This window comes from uncultured Butyricimonas sp. (assembly GCF_959596855.1).
GTDB lineage: Bacteria > Bacteroidota > Bacteroidia > Bacteroidales > Marinifilaceae > Butyricimonas > Butyricimonas muris.
Genome location: NZ_CAUFYA010000059.1, coordinates 1 through 18,702 on the forward strand (window position 1 = coordinate 1; position 18,702 = coordinate 18,702).

General features: G+C 46.0%; 17 protein-coding genes. 15 read left to right on the forward strand and 2 right to left on the reverse strand.

Annotated elements, in window-relative coordinates:
- The coding region (locus Q5866_RS18605; RefSeq protein ID WP_303181782.1) for a hypothetical protein at positions 1 to 191 on the forward strand (191 nt) is incomplete at its 5' end.
- Positions 192 to 356: 165 nt separating this feature from the next.
- A complete protein-coding gene (locus tag Q5866_RS18610; RefSeq protein ID WP_099290796.1) occupies positions 357 to 650 on the forward strand; it encodes an RNA-binding protein in 294 nt (97 codons plus the stop codon).
- A 59-nt stretch (positions 651 to 709) separates the two neighbouring features.
- Here the strand turns inward: Q5866_RS18610 and Q5866_RS18615 are convergent, their stop codons facing one another.
- Together Q5866_RS18615 and thiL are read right to left on the reverse strand one after the other, a co-directional pair.
- The gene (locus Q5866_RS18615) at positions 710 to 1,312 is read right to left on the reverse strand and encodes a hypothetical protein (RefSeq protein WP_227217398.1); all 603 of its coding nucleotides are present in this window, start codon (positions 1,310 to 1,312) and stop codon (positions 710 to 712) included.
- Between the two features lie 10 nt (positions 1,313 to 1,322).
- Positions 1,323 to 2,375, reverse strand: a complete 1,053-nt coding sequence (gene thiL, locus Q5866_RS18620; protein WP_303181786.1) for a thiamine-phosphate kinase — start codon at positions 2,373 to 2,375, stop codon at positions 1,323 to 1,325.
- A 526-nt stretch (positions 2,376 to 2,901) separates the two neighbouring features.
- On the opposite strand from thiL, the gene sufB reads away from it, so the two are divergent.
- From sufB to Q5866_RS18685, 13 genes are all read left to right on the forward strand, one after another.
- Positions 2,902 to 4,347 (forward strand): Fe-S cluster assembly protein SufB, encoded by a 1,446-nt coding sequence (gene sufB / locus Q5866_RS18625; protein ID WP_099290432.1) that lies wholly within the window; start codon positions 2,902 to 2,904, stop codon positions 4,345 to 4,347.
- 124 nt (positions 4,348 to 4,471) lie between these two features.
- Positions 4,472 to 5,239 (forward strand): Fe-S cluster assembly ATPase SufC, encoded by a 768-nt coding sequence (gene sufC / locus Q5866_RS18630; protein WP_099290795.1) that lies wholly within the window; start codon positions 4,472 to 4,474, stop codon positions 5,237 to 5,239.
- A 6-nt stretch (positions 5,240 to 5,245) separates the two neighbouring features.
- Complete coding sequence (gene sufD / locus Q5866_RS18635; protein WP_303181789.1) at positions 5,246 to 6,607, forward strand: Fe-S cluster assembly protein SufD; 1,362 nt, start codon at positions 5,246 to 5,248, stop codon at positions 6,605 to 6,607.
- A gap of 3 nt (positions 6,608 to 6,610) precedes the next feature.
- On the forward strand, positions 6,611 to 7,831 hold the full coding sequence (locus Q5866_RS18640; protein WP_099290430.1) for a cysteine desulfurase: 1,221 nt from the start codon (positions 6,611 to 6,613) through the stop codon (positions 7,829 to 7,831).
- 5 nt (positions 7,832 to 7,836) lie between these two features.
- Positions 7,837 to 8,253: a SufE family protein gene (locus tag Q5866_RS18645; RefSeq protein WP_099290429.1), complete on the forward strand. Its 417-nt coding sequence runs from the start codon at positions 7,837 to 7,839 to the stop codon at positions 8,251 to 8,253.
- A 6-nt stretch (positions 8,254 to 8,259) separates the two neighbouring features.
- Positions 8,260 to 8,574 carry a metal-sulfur cluster assembly factor gene (locus tag Q5866_RS18650; protein ID WP_099290428.1) on the forward strand — a complete coding sequence of 105 codons (315 nt, stop codon included), beginning with the start codon at positions 8,260 to 8,262 and terminating at the stop codon, positions 8,572 to 8,574.
- A 136-nt stretch (positions 8,575 to 8,710) separates the two neighbouring features.
- Positions 8,711 to 9,628 carry a tRNA epoxyqueuosine(34) reductase QueG gene (gene queG, locus Q5866_RS18655; protein WP_303181793.1) on the forward strand — a complete coding sequence of 306 codons (918 nt, stop codon included), beginning with the start codon at positions 8,711 to 8,713 and terminating at the stop codon, positions 9,626 to 9,628.
- A 59-nt stretch (positions 9,629 to 9,687) separates the two neighbouring features.
- Positions 9,688 to 10,251 carry an RNA polymerase sigma-70 factor gene (locus tag Q5866_RS18660; protein ID WP_176554905.1) on the forward strand — a complete coding sequence of 188 codons (564 nt, stop codon included), beginning with the start codon at positions 9,688 to 9,690 and terminating at the stop codon, positions 10,249 to 10,251.
- Positions 10,252 to 10,256: 5 nt separating this feature from the next.
- Positions 10,257 to 11,102, forward strand: a complete 846-nt coding sequence (locus tag Q5866_RS18665) for an AraC family transcriptional regulator (protein ID WP_303181796.1) — start codon at positions 10,257 to 10,259, stop codon at positions 11,100 to 11,102.
- Between the two features lie 120 nt (positions 11,103 to 11,222).
- A complete protein-coding gene (locus Q5866_RS18670) occupies positions 11,223 to 12,299 on the forward strand; it encodes an alpha/beta hydrolase (RefSeq protein WP_303181798.1) in 1,077 nt (358 codons plus the stop codon).
- A 184-nt stretch (positions 12,300 to 12,483) separates the two neighbouring features.
- Entirely contained in the window at positions 12,484 to 13,632 is a 1,149-nt protein-coding gene (locus Q5866_RS18675) for a FecR family protein (protein WP_303181800.1), read from the forward strand.
- Between the two features lie 143 nt (positions 13,633 to 13,775).
- Positions 13,776 to 17,162, forward strand: a complete 3,387-nt coding sequence (locus Q5866_RS18680; protein WP_303181801.1) for a SusC/RagA family TonB-linked outer membrane protein — start codon at positions 13,776 to 13,778, stop codon at positions 17,160 to 17,162.
- Between the two features lie 18 nt (positions 17,163 to 17,180).
- Complete coding sequence (locus Q5866_RS18685; protein ID WP_303181803.1) at positions 17,181 to 18,692, forward strand: RagB/SusD family nutrient uptake outer membrane protein; 1,512 nt, start codon at positions 17,181 to 17,183, stop codon at positions 18,690 to 18,692.
- Positions 18,693 to 18,702 lie beyond the last annotated feature (10 nt).

Consider the following 18,702-nt stretch of genomic DNA (forward strand, 5'->3'; position numbering starts at 1 on the left):
GGGGACACAAGGATTTTCAGTCCTTTGCTCTACCAACTGAGCTATGGCACCATCGTTATGTTTTAACGGGTGCAAAAGTAGGGGAATTTTTTGAAATTGCAAGCGATTATAAAGAAAAAATAGAATCGGGGATGAAAAAAATAGGGGAGATGGAGAATAGGTGGCTTCTGGCAATCGTTTTTCGGGGGTGAGATAAATTTTAAGGAATTAGCGAAAAAAAGTGATATTAATTTTTGATTATTAATAAATTAGTTATATTTGCTGCGGTAGAAGTTAAATAGTTGTTTATCGTTGAAACCAAAGATATCTATCTACGTACCCTTCTACATGTATTATTAATTTTAATTATTTTTATTGTGAATATTTTTGTTGCAAAGCTAAGTTCTGCCACCACGAGTGAAGACTTGCAAGCTCTTTTCGCGGAGCACGGTTCTGTTTCTTCAGCCAAAGTAATTATGGACAAAGAAACTGGTAATTCTAAATGTTTTGGTTTTGTTGAAATGGAAGACGAGACGGAAGGTTTCAACGCGATCAATGCTTTAAACGAGTCAGATTTTCAAGGACGGAAAATTGTTGTGAAAAAAGCAAGACCGAGAGAAGAAGGAGGCGATAATAGAGGTTATAGAGCACCGAGAGAAAGAAGATTCTAATCCCAATCGCTAAAGAAAAAAATCGAGAGTTAATAGACTCTCGATTTTTTTGTGGGTATTTATTCCCTGTACTTCATTTTCAAATAGGCGTACAGCACCCGGTGCATCAGTCCGGCTTCTTCCAGTTCCTCGTCCGAGAGGTTGGGAGCGAGTTCAATGTCATTGCTGACGTCGGTGAGTTGTTCGTCCCGGTCGATGCGGTTGCCGAAGTTTTGTTCCATGAAGAAAATATCGAATAACTGCATCCGTTCGAGGGATTCCAGCGCAAGTTTCCGGGCTTCCAATAGATTGTCCGCCCTGTATTTTTTCAGAAATACCTCAATCATGCTATCCGTGAAATAGTCCGCGAAATAATGCATCAATATGATTCGTTTCTTCACGCAATCGTAGATGTTTTCCGGGGAACACGTGATTCTTTCGCTGATGCCCAAGTATGCCAGTTCAGCCAGTTCGATGCTTTCTTCTTCTTCCTCATCCAGTTCGAGCAAGAGGATTTTGTATAGCATATCGGAAAATTCCTCTTGGCGGGTTATTGCCCGGCTCTCGTGATAATAGCGGAATCTGTCGGGGATGACTTTTCTCAACAACAGGCGGAGGGCTTTCCGGTCGCCGCTGGCGCTGTGCAGTAAAGATTCGTCCAATATATTGTCCAGTTTGCTCATGGTCGGTCGTTTATTGTTGGTTGTCGGGGTTAAAATTTACCCAGCCTTGTGCTTTCAGTTCGAAAGAATTGCCGTCTTTCGTGATCAAGTTATATCCTTCGCTTTTGGCGCAGGTATGCCCGATGATGCTGATTCCTTCCATGGCGGATAATTTCTCGAAATCTTCCAGCGGGGCGGTAAACAGCAATTCGTAGTCCTCACCGCCGGAGAGGGCACACACGGTGGCGTTCATGTTCAGTTCTTCCGCCATTTTGTAAGTCTGGTAATCAATCGGGAGTTTATCCTCGTATATTTTGCAACCCAGACCGGAATCGTGGCATATGTGCAATACCTCGGAAGAGAGGCCGTCGGAAACGTCCATCATGGCCGTGGGCTTGATACCTTTTTCTTTCAACAGGCGGACGATATCCTGCCGGGCTTCCGGTTTTAGCTGGCGTTCCAGTATGTACTCGTAGCCGGAGAAGTCCGGTTGGGAACTCTGGTTTTCTTGAAATACCACTTTTTCCCGCTCCAGTAATTGCAAACCCATGTAGGCGGCTCCCAAATCCCCGCTTACGCAGATTAAGTTGTTTTCTTTTGCCGTGTTGCGGTACGTGATCTCTTCGTCGTCAGCTTCCCCGAGCACGGTGATGCTGATACACATGCCGGTTTTGGAAGATGTCGTGTCGCCGCCCACGAGGTCTACCCCGTATTGGTCGCAGGCGAGGTAAATCCCCTCGTATAATTCTTCCACGGCTTCCAGCGAAAAGCGGTTGGATATGGCTAACGAAACGGTAATCTGTTTCGCCGTGCCGTTCATGGCGCAAATGTCGCTGACGTTGGTCGCCACGGCCTTGTATCCCAGATGTTTCAATGGGGCATATGCGAGGTCGAAATGTACGCCTTCTATCAACATGTCCGTGCTGACGAGCACTTTTTTATCCTTGTAGTCCAGTACTGCGGCATCGTCGCCGACTCCTTTCACGGAAGAAGAATTTTTTAATTTTATATCTTGTGTCAAGTGACGGATTAACCCGAATTCCCCTAACGTGGATAGTTTTGTCAATGGTTTGTTTTCACTCATGCTTCGTGTCTTTCTTATTTCGTGTACAAAAATACACTAAATTGCCGAATGACGCAAATGGGAAGTCGCTTCGCTCAAGTCAAAGGTTCATAAAGTCCATAAGGTTCATAAAGTCCATAAGGTTCGTAAAATCCGTAGATATTGCGGGTGCTTAACCTACGGCAGCTTTGCTGCCGATGAACACAGTCCGAAGGACGCCCGTGACTTTATAGACTTTATGAATTTTAAGAGCCGAAGGCTCGACTTTATGGACCGGATGAAAAGCGTTTTGGCGCATTTCCCCTGTGGTTTTGCCACGTTGCAGGTTACGGGTTGGCAGGTTGCAAGTTTTTCTTGTTCGCGGGTTTATGCCTCGGCGGTTGAATCATAATATTGGTTTATCACGTAATAGATATTATCTACCCCATAGATAATTGGGTAGGTGATATTTTTTTGTACTTTTGCACAAATTGAATAATTAGGTCTTGTCAGGGGGTATATCCTTGTCATTTTCAATTTTCAATTTTCAATTTTCAATTAATGAGTTATGGCTAAAGAACAAGACGATATATTGAATGAAGTAACCGAGGGTGAGTATAAATACGGCTTTGTTTCTGACGTGGAAACCGAGATGATCGGCAAGGGATTGAACGAGTCTGTTGTCCGGTTGATTTCACAAAAGAAAGAGGAACCCGAGTGGTTGCTGGAATTTCGGTTGAAAGCGTATCGGCATTGGTTGACCATGAAGATGCCCGCGTGGGCGCAATTGGAGATACCGCCGATTGATTATCAGGATATAGTGTATTACGCTGCCCCGAAGCAGGAAGTGAAAAAGTCTTGGGATGAGGTTGATCCCGAGTTGAAAGCTACTTTCGATAAATTGGGGATTCCCTTGGACGAGCAGAAGACGCTTTCCGGGGTAGCCGTTGACGCGGTCATGGATAGCGTGTCGGTGAAAACGACGTTCAAGGAGGCGTTGGCTGAACGGGGAGTTATTTTCTGTTCTTTCTCCGAGGCGGTGAAGAATCACCCGGACTTGATAAAACGTTACTTGGGCTCCGTGGTGCCTTATTCCGATAATTATTTCGCGGCGTTAAATTCGGCGGTATTCAGTGACGGGTCGTTCGTGTATATCCCGAAAGGGGTGCGATGCCCGATGGAGTTGTCGACTTATTTTCGTATCAACGCGGCGAAGACGGGACAGTTCGAGCGTACGCTGATCGTGGCGGAGGAGGAGAGTTACGTGAGTTACCTTGAAGGGTGTACCGCCCCGCAGCGGGACGAGAATCAACTGCACGCCGCTATCGTGGAGATCGTGATCGAGAAGAATGCCGAGGTGAAATACAGTACCGTGCAGAACTGGTACCCGGGTGACAAGAACGGGAAGGGCGGTATCTATAATTTCGTGACGAAGCGGGGAATTTGCAAGGGGGAGAATGCCAAGTTAATCTGGGCGCAAGTGGAAACCGGATCGGCGATCACGTGGAAGTACCCGAGCACGATATTGAAGGGCGACGGTTCCGTGAGCGAGTTCTATTCCGTGGCGGTGACGAATAATTACCAGCAAGCGGACACGGGAACCAAGATGATACATATCGGGAATAATACCCGTAGCCGTATCGTGTCGAAAGGTATTTCGGCGGGGTATAGTTCCAACTCCTACCGGGGAAAGGTGAAAGTGGTGAAAAGTTGTCACGGGGCACGCAATTTCTCGCAGTGTGATTCGTTATTACTGGGAGATAAATGCGGTGCGCACACGTTCCCTTATCTTGAGGTGGCTAATCCCACGGCACAGGTGGAACACGAGGCGACGACTTCCAAGATTGGTGAAGACCAGATATTTTACTGCAACCAGCGGGGAATATCCACGGAGGACGCTGTCGGCTTGATCATCAAGGGGTACGCCGGAGATGTTATCAACAAAATGCCGATGGAGTTTGCCGTTGAAGCGCAGAAATTATTGCAGATTAGCTTGGAAGGAAGCGTGGGATGATATGGAAGCGATTTATGATTTGAGATTTACGATTTATGAATGACAAATTATGATTTATGGTTTTGGACGAGGGCGGTTGGTGCGGTTGGAATCTGAAATCTAAAATCTAAAATCTAAAATGAATATGAAGGGTTTACTAAAGATAAAGAATTTGCACGCCTCGATAGACGGGAAGGAGATTTTGAAGGGGATTGACTTGGAGGTGAACGCGGGCGAGATACACGCGATTATGGGACCGAACGGTGCAGGGAAAAGTACACTTTCCGCCGTGTTGACGGGACGGGAGTGTTTCGAGGTGACGGAAGGGGAGGTTTGGTTTAACGGTAAGAACTTGTTGGAGTTGCCGGCGGAAGACAGGGCGCGGGAAGGGATATTCCTGAGTTTCCAGTATCCGGTGGAGATTCCCGGTGTAAGCACGGTCAATTTCTTGAAGACTGCCGTGAATGAACAGCGTAAATACAAGGGGCTGCCGCCTTATCCTGCCGGTGAGTTTCTGAAGATGATCCGGGAGAAGATGGAACTCGTGAGCATCGACAGCCGTTTGTTGAACCGCTCGTTGAACGAGGGCTTTTCCGGCGGGGAGAAGAAGAAGAACGAGATTTTCCAGATGGCGGTGCTGGAGCCGAAATTGTCTATTCTTGACGAGACGGATTCCGGTTTGGATATCGACGCCTTGCGCATCGTGGCAAACGGGGTGAACAAGTTGCGGCGTCCGGATAATTCCACGATCGTGATCACGCACTACCAGAGGTTGTTGGATTATATCGTGCCCGACGTGGTGCACGTGCTGTATGACGGTCGAATCGTGAAAACCGCCGGCAAGGAGTTGGTTGCGGAGTTGGAGAAACACGGTTATGATTGGATAAAAGAGGAAGTACATTCCGGTAAGTAATAGACAATGGAGAGATTAGAGAAAATAAATAACGATTTTGCCACCCTTTTCCGGGAGGGACAACAGTTACTCCGGGAGGGATGCGGCGAGGTGATGAACCGTCACCGGGAGGAAGCGTTCGGGCGTTTCGTGGCGCTGGGCGGTGTCCCGTACAAGACGGAAGATTACCTGTACGCGGATACGTTGCCTGTTTTCGACCGGGATTACAAGGTGGTATTGAAACATATCAAGCAGGGTGTTGATTTGAACGAGTTGTTCAAGTGCCATGTGCCGAATCTGGAAACCAATCTGATGCTGACCATCAACGGGTGGTTCGTGCAGGAAAACCGTGTTCCCGGGATTCCGGAAGGGGTAATTATTTGCAGTCTTGCCGAGGCGAGCGTGAAGTACAAGGAGATTTTCGAGCAACACTATGACCAATACACGCGTCCGGCTGACTCGGACGGGTTGGTGGCGCTGAACACGGCTTTTGCGCAGGACGGCGTGTTCGTGTACGTGCCCGATAACGTGGTGATGGAACGTCCGTTGCAAGTGGTGAATCTGATGCGGGCTAACGCGGATTTGATGTCTTTCCAGAGAAATATGGTGGTGCTGGGACGTAACGCGAAAGCGACGATTCTGGTATGTGACCATACCTTGTCGGATGATGTTTTCCTGTCGAATAATGCCACGGAGGTGGTCGTCGGGGAGAATGCCGCGTTTGAATACTATCACGTGCAGAATCAACATATAGAGGCGTCGCAGATTAATAGCGTGTTTGTTTGCCAGAAGCGGAACTCGCGTTATGATGCCAACGTGATCTCGCTTTACGGCGGGTTCATTCGTAATAATTTGTACGCCGCCTTGAGCGAGGAGGGGTGCGAGTGTAACCTGTACGGGATGTACTTGTCTGACAAGAAACAACAGGTGGATAATTTCACCTTTATCGACCACATCGCCCCGCGTTGCACGAGTAACCAGCATTTCAAGGGCGTGTTGGACGATGCGGCTCTGGCGAATTTTGCCGGACGGATTACCGTGCGACCGGATGCCCAGAAGACAGAGGCTTTTCAGGCGAATAATAACTTGTTGCTGACTGACACGGCACAGGTGAACACGAAGCCGCAACTGGTGATTGACGCCGATGACGTGAAATGCAGTCACGGGGCTACCGTGGGACAGATCGACGAGGAGGCTATGTTTTACTTGCGTAGCCGGGGTATCGGTGAGGCGGAAGCCCGCTTGATGATGATGTTCGGTTTCGCGCATGAGATTGTCGGACGGGTGAAACTGGAACCTTTGCGGGAGGAGATCGACAATCTGGTGGATAAACGTTTAAGAGGAGAATTAACGAAGTGCCACAATTGCGTGATGCACTGTAAGCAATAAATTATGTTCGATGTAAGTCAAGTCAGGAAGGATTTTCCGATACTGGAGGAAAAAATCTATGATAAACCGCTGGTGTATCTGGATAACGGGGCAACCACGCAACGTCCGCTGACCGTGATCGATAAGATGACGGAATATTACCTGCGTTATAACTCTAACGTGCATCGCGGGGTACATTACCTGAGTAATAAATGTACGGACGCGAACGAGGAGGCACGGGAAATCGTGCGGAAGTTTATCAACGCCGCGTTCACCGAGGAGATTATCTTTACCCGGGGAACCACGGAGAGTATCAATCTCGTGGCGCACTCTTTCGGTGAGGCATTTATCAACGAGGGGGACGAGATTATCGTGACGGAGATGGAGCATCATGCGAATATCGTTCCGTGGCAGATGTTGTGCGACCGCAAGAAAGCGGTGTTGAAGGTGGTGCCTTTCAATGACAAGGGTGAGTTGGACATGGAGGTGTTCGGGAAGTTGTTGAACGAGCGGGTGAAACTGGTTGGCGTGGCTTACGTGTCGAATGTACTGGGAACGGTGAATCCCGTGAAGCAAATTATAGATGCCGCCCACGCCCGCGGGGCATACGTTTTGGTGGACGGGGCGCAGGCTATTCAACATATTCCGGTGGACGTGCAGGGATTGGATTGTGATTTCTTCGCGTTCTCCGGTCATAAGATTTACGGTCCCACGGGGATTGGTGTGTTGTACGGGAAGAAAAGCCTGTTGGAACAGATGCCGCCGTGGCAGGGGGGGGGCGAGATGATCAAGGAAGTGCGTTTCGAGAAAACGACTTACAACGAGTTGCCCTTCAAGTTCGAGGCGGGGACACCCGATTTTATCGGGGTGATTGGCTTGGGCGAGGCGTTGGAATACGTGAACCGGATTGGCTTGGACGGGATAGCCCGTTACGAGCACGAGTTGTTGGGGTACGCGATGGAGCAGATTCGCCGGATTCCCGGTATCATCCTTTACGGGGAAGCGGCGGAAAAGTCTTCCGTGATTTCTTTCGGGATAGAGGGGATTCACCCGTTTGACCTCGGGACGCTGTTGGATAAAATGGGTATTGCCGTGCGGACGGGACAGCTTTGTGCCGAGCCGGTGATGCAACATTACGGGGTAACCGCGATGGCTCGCGCGTCGATAGCCATGTACAATACCCGGGAGGAAATAGATGTCTTCTGTGCCGGGTTGAAGAAAATAGAACAGATTTTCAAAATGTAAAGACAATGACGATAGAAGAGATTCAGAATCAAATCGTGGAAGAGTTTTCCATGTATGACGATTGGATGGATAAATACGCTTACCTGATCGAGATCGGGAATGGTTTGGAGGCTATGGACGAGGCGCACAAGACGGACGACAACTTGATAAAAGGGTGTCAGTCGCGGGTGTGGTTCCATGCCGGACTGAAAGACGGTAAATTGTACTTTGAGGCTGACAGTGACGCGATTATCACGAAAGGTATTGCCGGGTTGTTGATTCGGGTGTTTTCCGGGCAGACGCCTCACGACATCGTGAACGCAAATCTGGATTTTATTGACAAGATTGGATTAACCCAGCATTTGTCGCCCACGCGGTCGAACGGGTTGTTGTCTATGATAAAGCAAATCAAGTATTACGCCTTGGCTTACGAGGCAAAATGATGTGATATGGGAAAAAGTTTAATGGAAGATTTGGTGATAGAGAAGTTGTCAACGGTGTACGATCCGGAGGTGCCGGTGAATATATGGGAGTTGGGGCTTGTCTACGGTATCGAGTTCCCGAAGCAGAACGAAGTAATTGTCACAATGACGCTTACAGCTCCGGGATGTCCCATTGCCGATCAGATCGTGCAGGAAGTACACGACGTGGTATTGACGCTTGACGGGATTGACGAGGTTACCGTTAATCTGACTTTTGAACCGGCTTGGACTCCCGATCGGATGAGCGAGGTGGCGAAGTTGGAATTGGGATTCGGGATATGATGATAGTCTATAAGGTCCATAAAGTCCATAAGGTCGAAGGTCTATGGACCCCTGCGGGGCGCTTTGCTCATGGCAGCGTTGCTGCCAATAAACATTGTCCGAAGGACATCATGACTTTACGGACTTTATAGACCTTATGGACCTTATAGACTTAAAAAAGGAAGCCCGGCTCTTAGGGTTTGATGCTTGCGGGGTGGCTCCGGTCGATACGCTGACTCGGGAGAAAGAGGTTTTGCTTCGTTGGATAGAGAAAGGGTTTCACGCGGGAATGGGATACATGGCGAAGAATATAGAGAAGCGGGAGAATCCCGCTTTACTTGTTGAAGGAGCCCGTTCCGTGATTGTAACATTGACTAATTATTATACCCCCCGGCGTCAGGAGAAGGATGTACCTGTCATCGCCCGTTACGCTTACGGGAAAGATTATCATATCGTGCTGAAAGAACGGTTGTTCCGGTTGCTTTCTGTTTTAAAGGAGAAGACCGGACGTGATATTCGGGGGAGGGTGTTTGTCGATTCCGCCCCGGTGTTCGAGCACGAGTGGGCACGGCGGGCGGGGTTAGGTTGGATAGGACGCAATACTTTGTTGGTGAATCCCCGGTTGGGCTCGTATTGCTTTATAGGGGTGATTATATCCGATTTCGAACCTTCCGGCTATTCTCTTCCGGAAGAGCGGGATTTTTGCGGGACGTGCAACCGTTGCGTGGAGGCTTGTCCCACGGGAGCTTTGTCTTCACGCGAAGTGAATGCCAACCTTTGTATTTCTTATAACACGATCGAGCGTAAAGATGAAATTCCGCTGGAAATCAAAGAAAAGATGGGACAGCGCTTTTTCGGGTGTGACGCTTGTCAGGAAGTATGCCCGTGGAACGGGAAGGCGGTGATGCACCGCGTGAAAGAATTTTTGCCTGACGAGTGGCTGATGTACATGAGCCGTGAAGATTGGCTTGAATTGGACGAGGAAACTTTCAAAAGCCGTTTCAAAGATTCCCCGCTCTCCCGTCCCGGTCTGGAACAGATAAAGCGGAATCTATCGCAACCGCCGTTACTGTAACCGTGGTTGCATTATTTCCTTTTTTTACTACATTTGTACAATATTGGATTACGTGTGTTATGGATATGGATAAATTGAATAAAAATAGTGAAGGGGTAAATAATCGGATGTCATCGGAAAAAGAATTCGAAGAGGCTTTCCGTTATTATTATCGTCCTTTGTTTTTATTTGCGTACGGTTACGTGATGAGTGAAGAAGAGGCGGAGAATATCGTTCAATCCGTCTTTGCCGGGATGTGGGAAAACCGGAAGCGATTGCCGGAGAACTTGAATTTGAAAGCCTATCTTTATTCTTCCGTGAAACATGCCTGTTTACGTTATTTCAGACGGCTCCGCCTTTTGGACGAGTACAAAAAGCGACAAGCGGAGGCTTTGGTACTTTCTTTCGCTGATGATGATGTGGAAGACGACAAAGAATTAGTTGCTTTGGTACAACAGGCTTTGTCAAAACTTTCCGAGCAACAGCGTAAGATTGTGGAGTTGCACGTGATGGAAGGTAAAAAATACTTGGAAATCGCCGAGCAATTAGCGTTGTCCGAGAACACCGTGCGCACTCATTTGAAACGGGCGTATAAAATTTTGCGGGAAAATCTTTCCTGCCTTTTTCTGGATATTTTTATTTAAGAACTATGGAACAAGAAAATGCTAACCAAGTAGGACCAATGAAGGTTATATTCGCTTATAACGACGTGTTTTTCAGTTTCTTCTATGATGACGAGAGCGGTTGTATCCATCGTTCGCACGAGTATGCGATGAATTATGTCTATTCGGGCGAGATGATTCTTGATAATGGTAAAGAACAGATTCGTGTCGGAAAAGGCGAATGCGTGTTCATTCCCCGTGACCACCATATTACAATGTATAAAAAGACGTGTGACGGCGAACGTTATTGCGGTATCTTTTTGAATTTTAAAAGGAATTTCCTGCGGGAGATGTATGGTAAGTTAGACCATTACAAACTTCCTGCCTCTACGTCCAAGTTGGATGCCGGCGTAATCAAGCTGCCTAAAACCGCAGAAATTGCGAGTCTTTTCGCCTCGATGACGCCCTATTTCGACCCGGAGGTAAAGCCGAAAGATGATTTTATGAATCTGAAGTTGCAGGAAGGGTTGCTCGCTCTATTACATATTGACGAACGGTTCGCACCGATGCTTTTCGATTTCAACGAGCCGTGGAAGATTGATATTCTGGACTTCATGAGCAAGAATTATATGTACGAGTTCACGTTGGACGAATTGGCGCACTACACGGGAAGAAGCCTTGCCACGTTCAAGCGTGATTTCAAGAAGATAAGCGACCTCACACCGGAAAAATGGTTGATTCGCAAACGTCTTGAGATAGCTTACGCCAAGATGAAAGAGGGTGGGAGAAAGGTTGCGGATGTTTACGCTGAGGTCGGGTTCAAGAACCCGTCGCATTTTTCTACGGCGTTCAAGAAGCAGTACGGGGTACCGCCGACTGCCGTTTTCTCTTGATTTCACGGGAAGATAAATTGAGCTTTTGAGAAATAATCTTTGAGCCTCACAGCAATTATGCCGTGGGGCTTTTGCTTTACCTTTGCGTTATAAGATAAAACAATTAAAACCATAAATGATATGAAAAAGTCAATCAGACGGTTATCTGCAGCTTTAATCGTGTGCTTTTGCACCGTGGGAAGTTTATTTGCAACAAACGATAATTTAAATTCTAATACCATGGAGAACGAAAACTTGAATTTAACTCAAGAGTGGGACAAAGTGTTTCCTAAAAGTGACAAGGTGAATCACAGTAAAGTGACTTTCCGCAATCGTTACGGCATCACGCTTGCCGCCGATATGTATATACCCAAAAATGCCGTTGGGAAATTACCCGCTATTGCAGTAAGCGGTCCCTTCGGTGCTGTGAAGGAACAGTCGTCAGGACTTTATGCCCAGACGATGGCAGAGCGCGGTTTTCTGACTATTGCCTTTGACCCCTCGTACACGGGCGAGAGCGGTGGGGAACCTCGTTATGTTGCCTCTCCCGATATCAACACGGAGGATTTCTGTGCGGCGGTAGATTTTCTCTCTACGCGTGATGACGTGGATCCCGAACGTATCGGAATTATCGGTATCTGCGGATGGGGCGGAATGGCAATTAATGCGGCTGCCATCGACACCCGGATCAAAGCGACCGTTACTTCTACAATGTACAATATGAGTCGGGTGAATGCCAATGGTTATTTTGACTCGATGGATGCCGAGCAACGTTACGAACTCCGCAAACAGCTCAACGCCCAGCGTACAATTGACGCGAAGAACGGTTCATACGCTCTCGGCGGTGGCGTGGTGGATCCGCTGCCTGACGATGCCCCTTGGTTCGTGAAAGATTACCACAATTACTACAAGACGGAACGCGGCTATCACAAGCGTTCCCTTAATTCAAACGGCGGTTGGAACAAGACATCGGCTCTTTCGTTTATCAATATGCCTCTACTTGCATATAGCGATGAAATCCGTAGTGCTGTTCTGGTAATCCACGGGGAGAAAGCACACTCCCGTTATTTCAGCGAGGATGCATTCAAGAAACTGAAGGGTGACAACAAGGAACTGATGATTATCCCCGGGGCCTCTCACGTGGATCTTTACGACAATCGTGCAGGAGTGATACCCTACGATAAAATTGAACAGTTTTTCCGTGAAAATCTCAAATAAGGAATTGTTAGTTGGAGAACTGAAAAATGCAGTGGCGCCTTTCACGAGGCGCCACTGTTTCTGTAAGAAATAGAAGAATACATCAAATCCCGTTTGCTGGGATAAAAAAAATCGAAAAAAAATCATTTTCGTGTCACCCAAAATTGAAGTTCATGTCTTTTAGGGGAAATTTGAAGAAAAGGATATGAATCAAGAACAGATAGATTGGACTTTAATCCGGAAGCGAGTGGACGGTTGCCTGACCGATGAGGAGCGGGAGCGCTTGGAGTGTTGGATAGCGGGGGACGAGCAACGGCGGCGTTTCGTGGAACACGCTTGTCGGTATTATGAACGGGAGTTGCCCGTGGTCGATGAAGCTCGGGTGTCAAGAGCGTGGCAACGTTTCTCTCGTGAACGCAAGGAGAAACGGAGGAAGCGGATACTCTCTTTGTGTGCGTGGAGTGCGGCGGCTGTGATTCTTTTGGTCGCCGGGACTTGGTTCTGGGCATCGAATACCCGTGAAATTTCGAGAGAGAAATCTATTCCGGCTATTGCTTTCGGGAATAACAGTGTCCGATTGGTTATTTCGGACGGAACGCGAATTGATTTAACTACTCAAAAGCCGGGGCAGACTATTATAGATAAAGGTGTGAACGTGCATCTGAAAAAAGAGTCGCTTTCTTACGAGAATAACCCCGTCGTGGAAGATACGCTTTATCACACGGTGGAAGTTCCCCGGGGCGGAGAATACCACCTCACGTTGAGCGATGGTTCACGGGTATGGTTGAATGCCGAGAGTCGTTTGACCTATCCCATGGTATTCGGGGCGTCCGAACGTCGGGTGCGTTTGGAGGGAGAAGCCTATTTTGAGGTGGAACCCGGGAAAGGACGTTTTGTGGTGGAAACGGGCGACATGAACGTACGAGTGCTTGGAACGGCTTTTAACGTGAACGCCTACGGCGATGAGGTTGTCATACGAACTACTTTGGTTCACGGAAAGGTGGAAGTATTAACAAAGAAGGATGATTTGCAGCGTATATTGATACCCGGGGAGCAGGCTATACTTGACCGGGCAAGTGGGCAATTGGATGTGGAGCAGGTAAGCACGGACCTTTATACCCGATGGATAAAGGGACAATTCGTCTTTCGGGATACTCCTTTGCGGGATATCATGCGAACGTTGGCACGTTGGTACGAGATGGAGTATGAATTTACCGATTCGGAATTGGAATCACTGTGTTTCTATGGTGTAATCAGTCGCTTTGAGCGAGTGGAGAGTTTGTTGGAACAATTTGAAAAAACAGGTAAAGTGCGTTTTGAATATCAAGGGAATAAAGTTGTGGTAAAAAAATAAGGGATGCTGGAAACATCCCTCGGATAACAAATAAACGGACTGCTGGAAACAGTCCATAATATTAACGTCATTACAAATGTATGAAAAAAAAGTTTAATGCGTGCTATTGCCGAAGGCAATGGCTAAAAAAAATGTTACGAGTGATGAAAATTGGATTTTTCCTCTTGGTGTTAAGTTTGACATCAGTGCATGCGACCACATTTTCTCAACAGAAAGTGAGTTTGGATGTGAAGAATGAAACACTTCTACATGTTTTGGATTTGTTACAAGAACAATCGAGTTATACTTTTCTGTTTTCTAGTGAAGACATAAAGGAGATAACTAATCTTTCTGTAAAGGCGGAAAACGAGGATTTGTTTGCCGTGTTGGAGCATTGTTTGCAAGGAACGAATTTGGAGTTTGAAGTGAACGGTCAGTTGGTAGTCTTTCGACTTCGAGCGAAAACTGATGAGCCGGAGAGTAAGTCCGTTCGCGTGAAAGGGTTCGTGTATGATACAAAGAAACAACCCTTGCCGGGTGTGACAGTTAAGGTGACGGGAACTTCTCTTGGAACCGTTACTGACATGGAGGGATGGTTTCGGATGGTATTGCCCATGGCGCAGGGTTCTTTGGAATTTTCTTTTGTCGGTTTTAAAAGTAAATCCGTATCATTCACGGAAAAGACCGATACGCTCCGGGTAGTATTGGAGGAGGATATTGAGAATTTAGATGAGGTAGTTGTAACAGGTATGTTCACCCGAAAAGCGGAAAGTTTTACCGGGTCGGCTGCCACGTTTAAACGAGAGGATATTTTGCGTGCCGGTAACCAGAACTTGATAAAAAGTTTGAAAAACTTGGATCCTGCGTTCCAGATAATGGAAAATTTAGAATTTGGTAGTGATCCTAACCGTCTGCCAGATGTGCAATTACGCGGGCAGACCTCTTTCTCTAATGTGAGGGGGGATTACGAGGGGAACCCGAATCAACCGTTATTTATTTTGGATGGTTTTGAAACGACAATTGAGAAAGTATTCGATTTAGACATGAATCGGGTTGCGAGTGTAACTTTATTGAAAGATGCCGCTGCTAAAGCGATTTACGGTTCAAAAGCCGGAAATGGAGTGGTAGTAATTGAAACGGTACGTCCTCAGATGGGGGAATTACGAGTTTACTATTCGGGAGATTTCGGTATCGAGGCACCGGATTTAACCGGTTATGATTTGATGGATGCTCGCGAGAAGTTGGATTTTGAGGTCGGGATAGGAATGTATGGTCCGAATACGCAACTAGGGACCATTTCGGCACATGAATCATACAAAAAGGTATATGACGATATACTGAGTGGTGTGGATACTTATTGGCTTTCCAAACCATTACGTGTGGGGTTCAGTAACAAGCATTCGTTGACCCTGGAAGGCGGTGATGAACGGATGCGTTACCAGTTTGGGGTATCTTATAACAGTGTTGCCGGTGTCATGAAAGAATCGGGACGTAACACGCTGAATGCAAATACTACTCTATCTTATACTTATAAAAATTTATTGTTCCGTAACACGATCGAGTTTACTCGCAATTGGTCGAAGAATTCGCCTTATGGTTCATTTGACGAGTATACTTCCTTGAACCCGTATTGGTCGCCTTATGATAAGGATGGAAATCTTAATAGGGTATTTATCGTTCATAATGGAGCATATGACAGTAATGGAAATACGGAGGTACACAACCCCTTGTACAATGCCACGTTGAACACGAAAAATGAATCGGCATATACAGAAATTCGAGATAATTTTTCTGCGGATTGGAATATTAACGATGCTCTCCGTTTGCGAGGTTCTTTCTCTTATTCTCGTCAGGAAAACGGGTCTGATGTATATTATCCGAAGAGTCACACGAAGTTCGTGCATTACGATGAGAATGGCATGAGTGATCGTAAGGGGCAATATACCAAGACGGACGGTTCATCTGAAAAAATAGACGTGCAAGCTGGTTTGAATTTCAATAAGTCATTTGGCGAACATTTCCTTTTTGCCAACTTGACTTGGAATCTTGCTTCAAGTAATAATCGCACGTTCTCTGCTGTTGGTGAAGGTTTTGGAAATGATAGTATGGATGATATTTTCTTTGCCACTAAATATGAAACCTATGGAAAACCTTCCGGAAGCAGTTCTAAGACAAGGGAAATAGGAATTATTGGTGCGTTCAGTTACTCGTATGCCAATCGTTACCTTTTTGATGCTTCGGTACGTAGGAGTGCTTCTTCTGTATATGGGAGTGATAACCGGTGGGGAACTTTCTGGTCGTTGGGTATCGGTTGGAATCTTCACCATGAGGAATTTTTAGGAGAGAATAGTTGGCTCTCGAATTTCAAATTACGTGCTTCCGTGGGGTACACGGGAACTCAGAATGTAGATCCGGCCCAAGCTCGTTATCGGTACGAGTATTACGATTATTCGTATGGTGATATGATAGGAGCCCAGTTAGTTGCTCTTGCTAATACTAAGTTGAGATGGCAGCGGGTTATGGATTACAATTTCGGGGCTGATATTGCTATTAAACATTTCTTGACTTTGCGTGCGGAGTATTATATCCAGAAGACGGACAATTTGTTGTCGGATGTGTCGCTTCCTGCTTCCACCGGGTTTGCCAATTATAAGGAGAATTTGGGTGTTATAGAGAATAAGGGGTATGAATTGGCAATTTCTGTCACGCCGTGGCGGAATGAGGGGCAACAAGCTTACGTGACATTTACAGCTACGGCAATGCATAACGAAAACAAGATCAAGAAAATATACGATATATTCAAAAATAGTAATGAGGAGCATAATGCTTCGCTTGATAGTGGGTATGATTATGCTACCGACGGACAGATGACATCGGAAATAGCTAAGAAGTATGTAAATAAACTTACGAAGCCTGCTACGCTTTATTATGAAGGGGTTTCTATGGATGCCATTTGGGGAATGCGTTCGTTGGGAGTTGATCCTACAACTGGAACTGAAATGTTCTTGACGAAAGACGGAAAAAGTACCTTCACGTGGAGTGCAGCCGAACAGGTGGTGGTGGGTAACACTACCCCTAAGTTACGCGGAGCGCTTGGAATTAATGCTGGATATAAAGGTTTTACGTTTTCTATTGCTTGTAACTACACGTTAGGAGGGGATCTTTATAATTCAAATCTAATAGCTCGTATGGAGAATGTGACCGGTCTTGAAAATTTAGATCGCCGTTTGTGGAAGGCTTGGCAAAAAACGGGTGATATCGCTCCATATAAAAAGGTGTATATTATGGATGGTAATGGAAGTAGCGATATGAAGGAAATGACAAGACCGACTTCACGTTTTGTCCAAGAAAACAATGAATTGTATATTTCAACCGTGAACGTGGGATATGATTTTGTTGGAGCGGCATGGTTGAAGAAAGTGGCTTTACAGCGATTGAAACTTTCTTTTTACATGAACGAGTTGTTGCGTGTGTCTAGTATCGATATAGAGAGAGGAACTTCTTATCCTTTTGCCCGAAATTTCTCGTTCTCGTTGCAGGCAACATTTTAATCGAAAAACATGAATAATATGAAAAGAATAAAAATATTAGGGTTAGCGGTATTGATGTTTGCGTTGACAGCGTGTGATGACTGGTTGGACGTGAACGCTTCGAATCAAGTAGACCGTAACGAGTTGTTTAAATCAGAACTTGGCTATGCTGAGGCGTTGACCGGTGTTTATGCCAAAATGTGTGACGGCTCTCTTTACGGGAGAGAGTTGACATTCAATATTTTGGATATTGTTGCTGGGTATTATGATATCCAAATGTTTGAGCATATGGCATGGTACACGTACGAGTATGCGAAATCGGAAAATGAATGGCAGCGAAATTATTGTAAGCCGTATATTGAAAAAATGTGGAATGGTATTTATGCTCAAATTGCCAATTTGAATTCCTTGTTAGCTACAATAGACGGTAATAAAGGCATTTTTTCTGATGATAATTATAATTTGATTAAAGGCGAAGCGCTTGGTTTGAGGGCTTATTTACATTTCGACTTGTTGCGCCTGTTTGCCGAAGTTTATGAAACGGGTAAAGATAAAGAGTCTATTCCTTACGTGACGATGTTGGCTCCTACGGTTACTCCCCTTTTCACGCAAAAGGATGCTGTCGAAATTATGTTGGAGGACTTGAAAAACGCGAAGGATTTGTTGAAGAACGATCCCATGCGTTTGGGGGTTACTCCTGCGGCTTGTTTGGCTTCTTTACCTTCCGGGAAGTATCTCTCTTCTGCAAAAAATATTCCGACTTGGCATAATCGTCGTTTCCGTTTTAATTATTATGCCGTTGTTGCCACAATGGCTCGAGTTTACCTTTGGAAAGGGGATGAGCCGAATGCATTAGCTTGTGCACAAGAGGTGATTGCGGTACAGGAAAGCACGTTTCCTTGGGTACAGCAAAGCGATTTGACGGGTATTACTTCTACCCAGACGGACGAGTATTATAAACATAAACAGGATCGTACTTTTGCGACAGAACATATTTTTGCATTGAACGTGACAGATTTAGAGAAATTGATGGATTCCTATATTTATGATGGAACTGTCGGGATGAGTCAATCTTATAATAGCAAGGAACTTACAGGTGATGAGCGAATGAAGTTATACGAGAGTTATACGGCCGATTATCGTTACCAGTATGGTTTCGCTTCTTACAAGAGTAATTTCCTTGTGGCCAAATTTTATCAGCATACTTTGTGTGGTCGTTATTTTCAAGAGCGTTTACCGTTAATCCGTTTGTCCGAGATGTATTACATTGCGGCAGAATGTGCTTTGGATCCTAAAGACGGAGTGGATTATCTTGATCAAGTTCGCTCTCATCGCGGGTTGAATTCTTATTCTTTGGATCGCAATATGTCATCCTCAAGGTTAAAGGAAGAAATTTTGAAAGAGTACAAGAAAGAATTTATCGGGGAGGGGCAATTGTGGTATTATTACAAACGCTTACAAAAGATGGATTTCTCATCCCATATGACGGATGTTAAGTTTTTCACGTTTGAAATTCCGGATTTAGAACAAGCTAATGCCGGACGTCAATAGTTTGAATTAA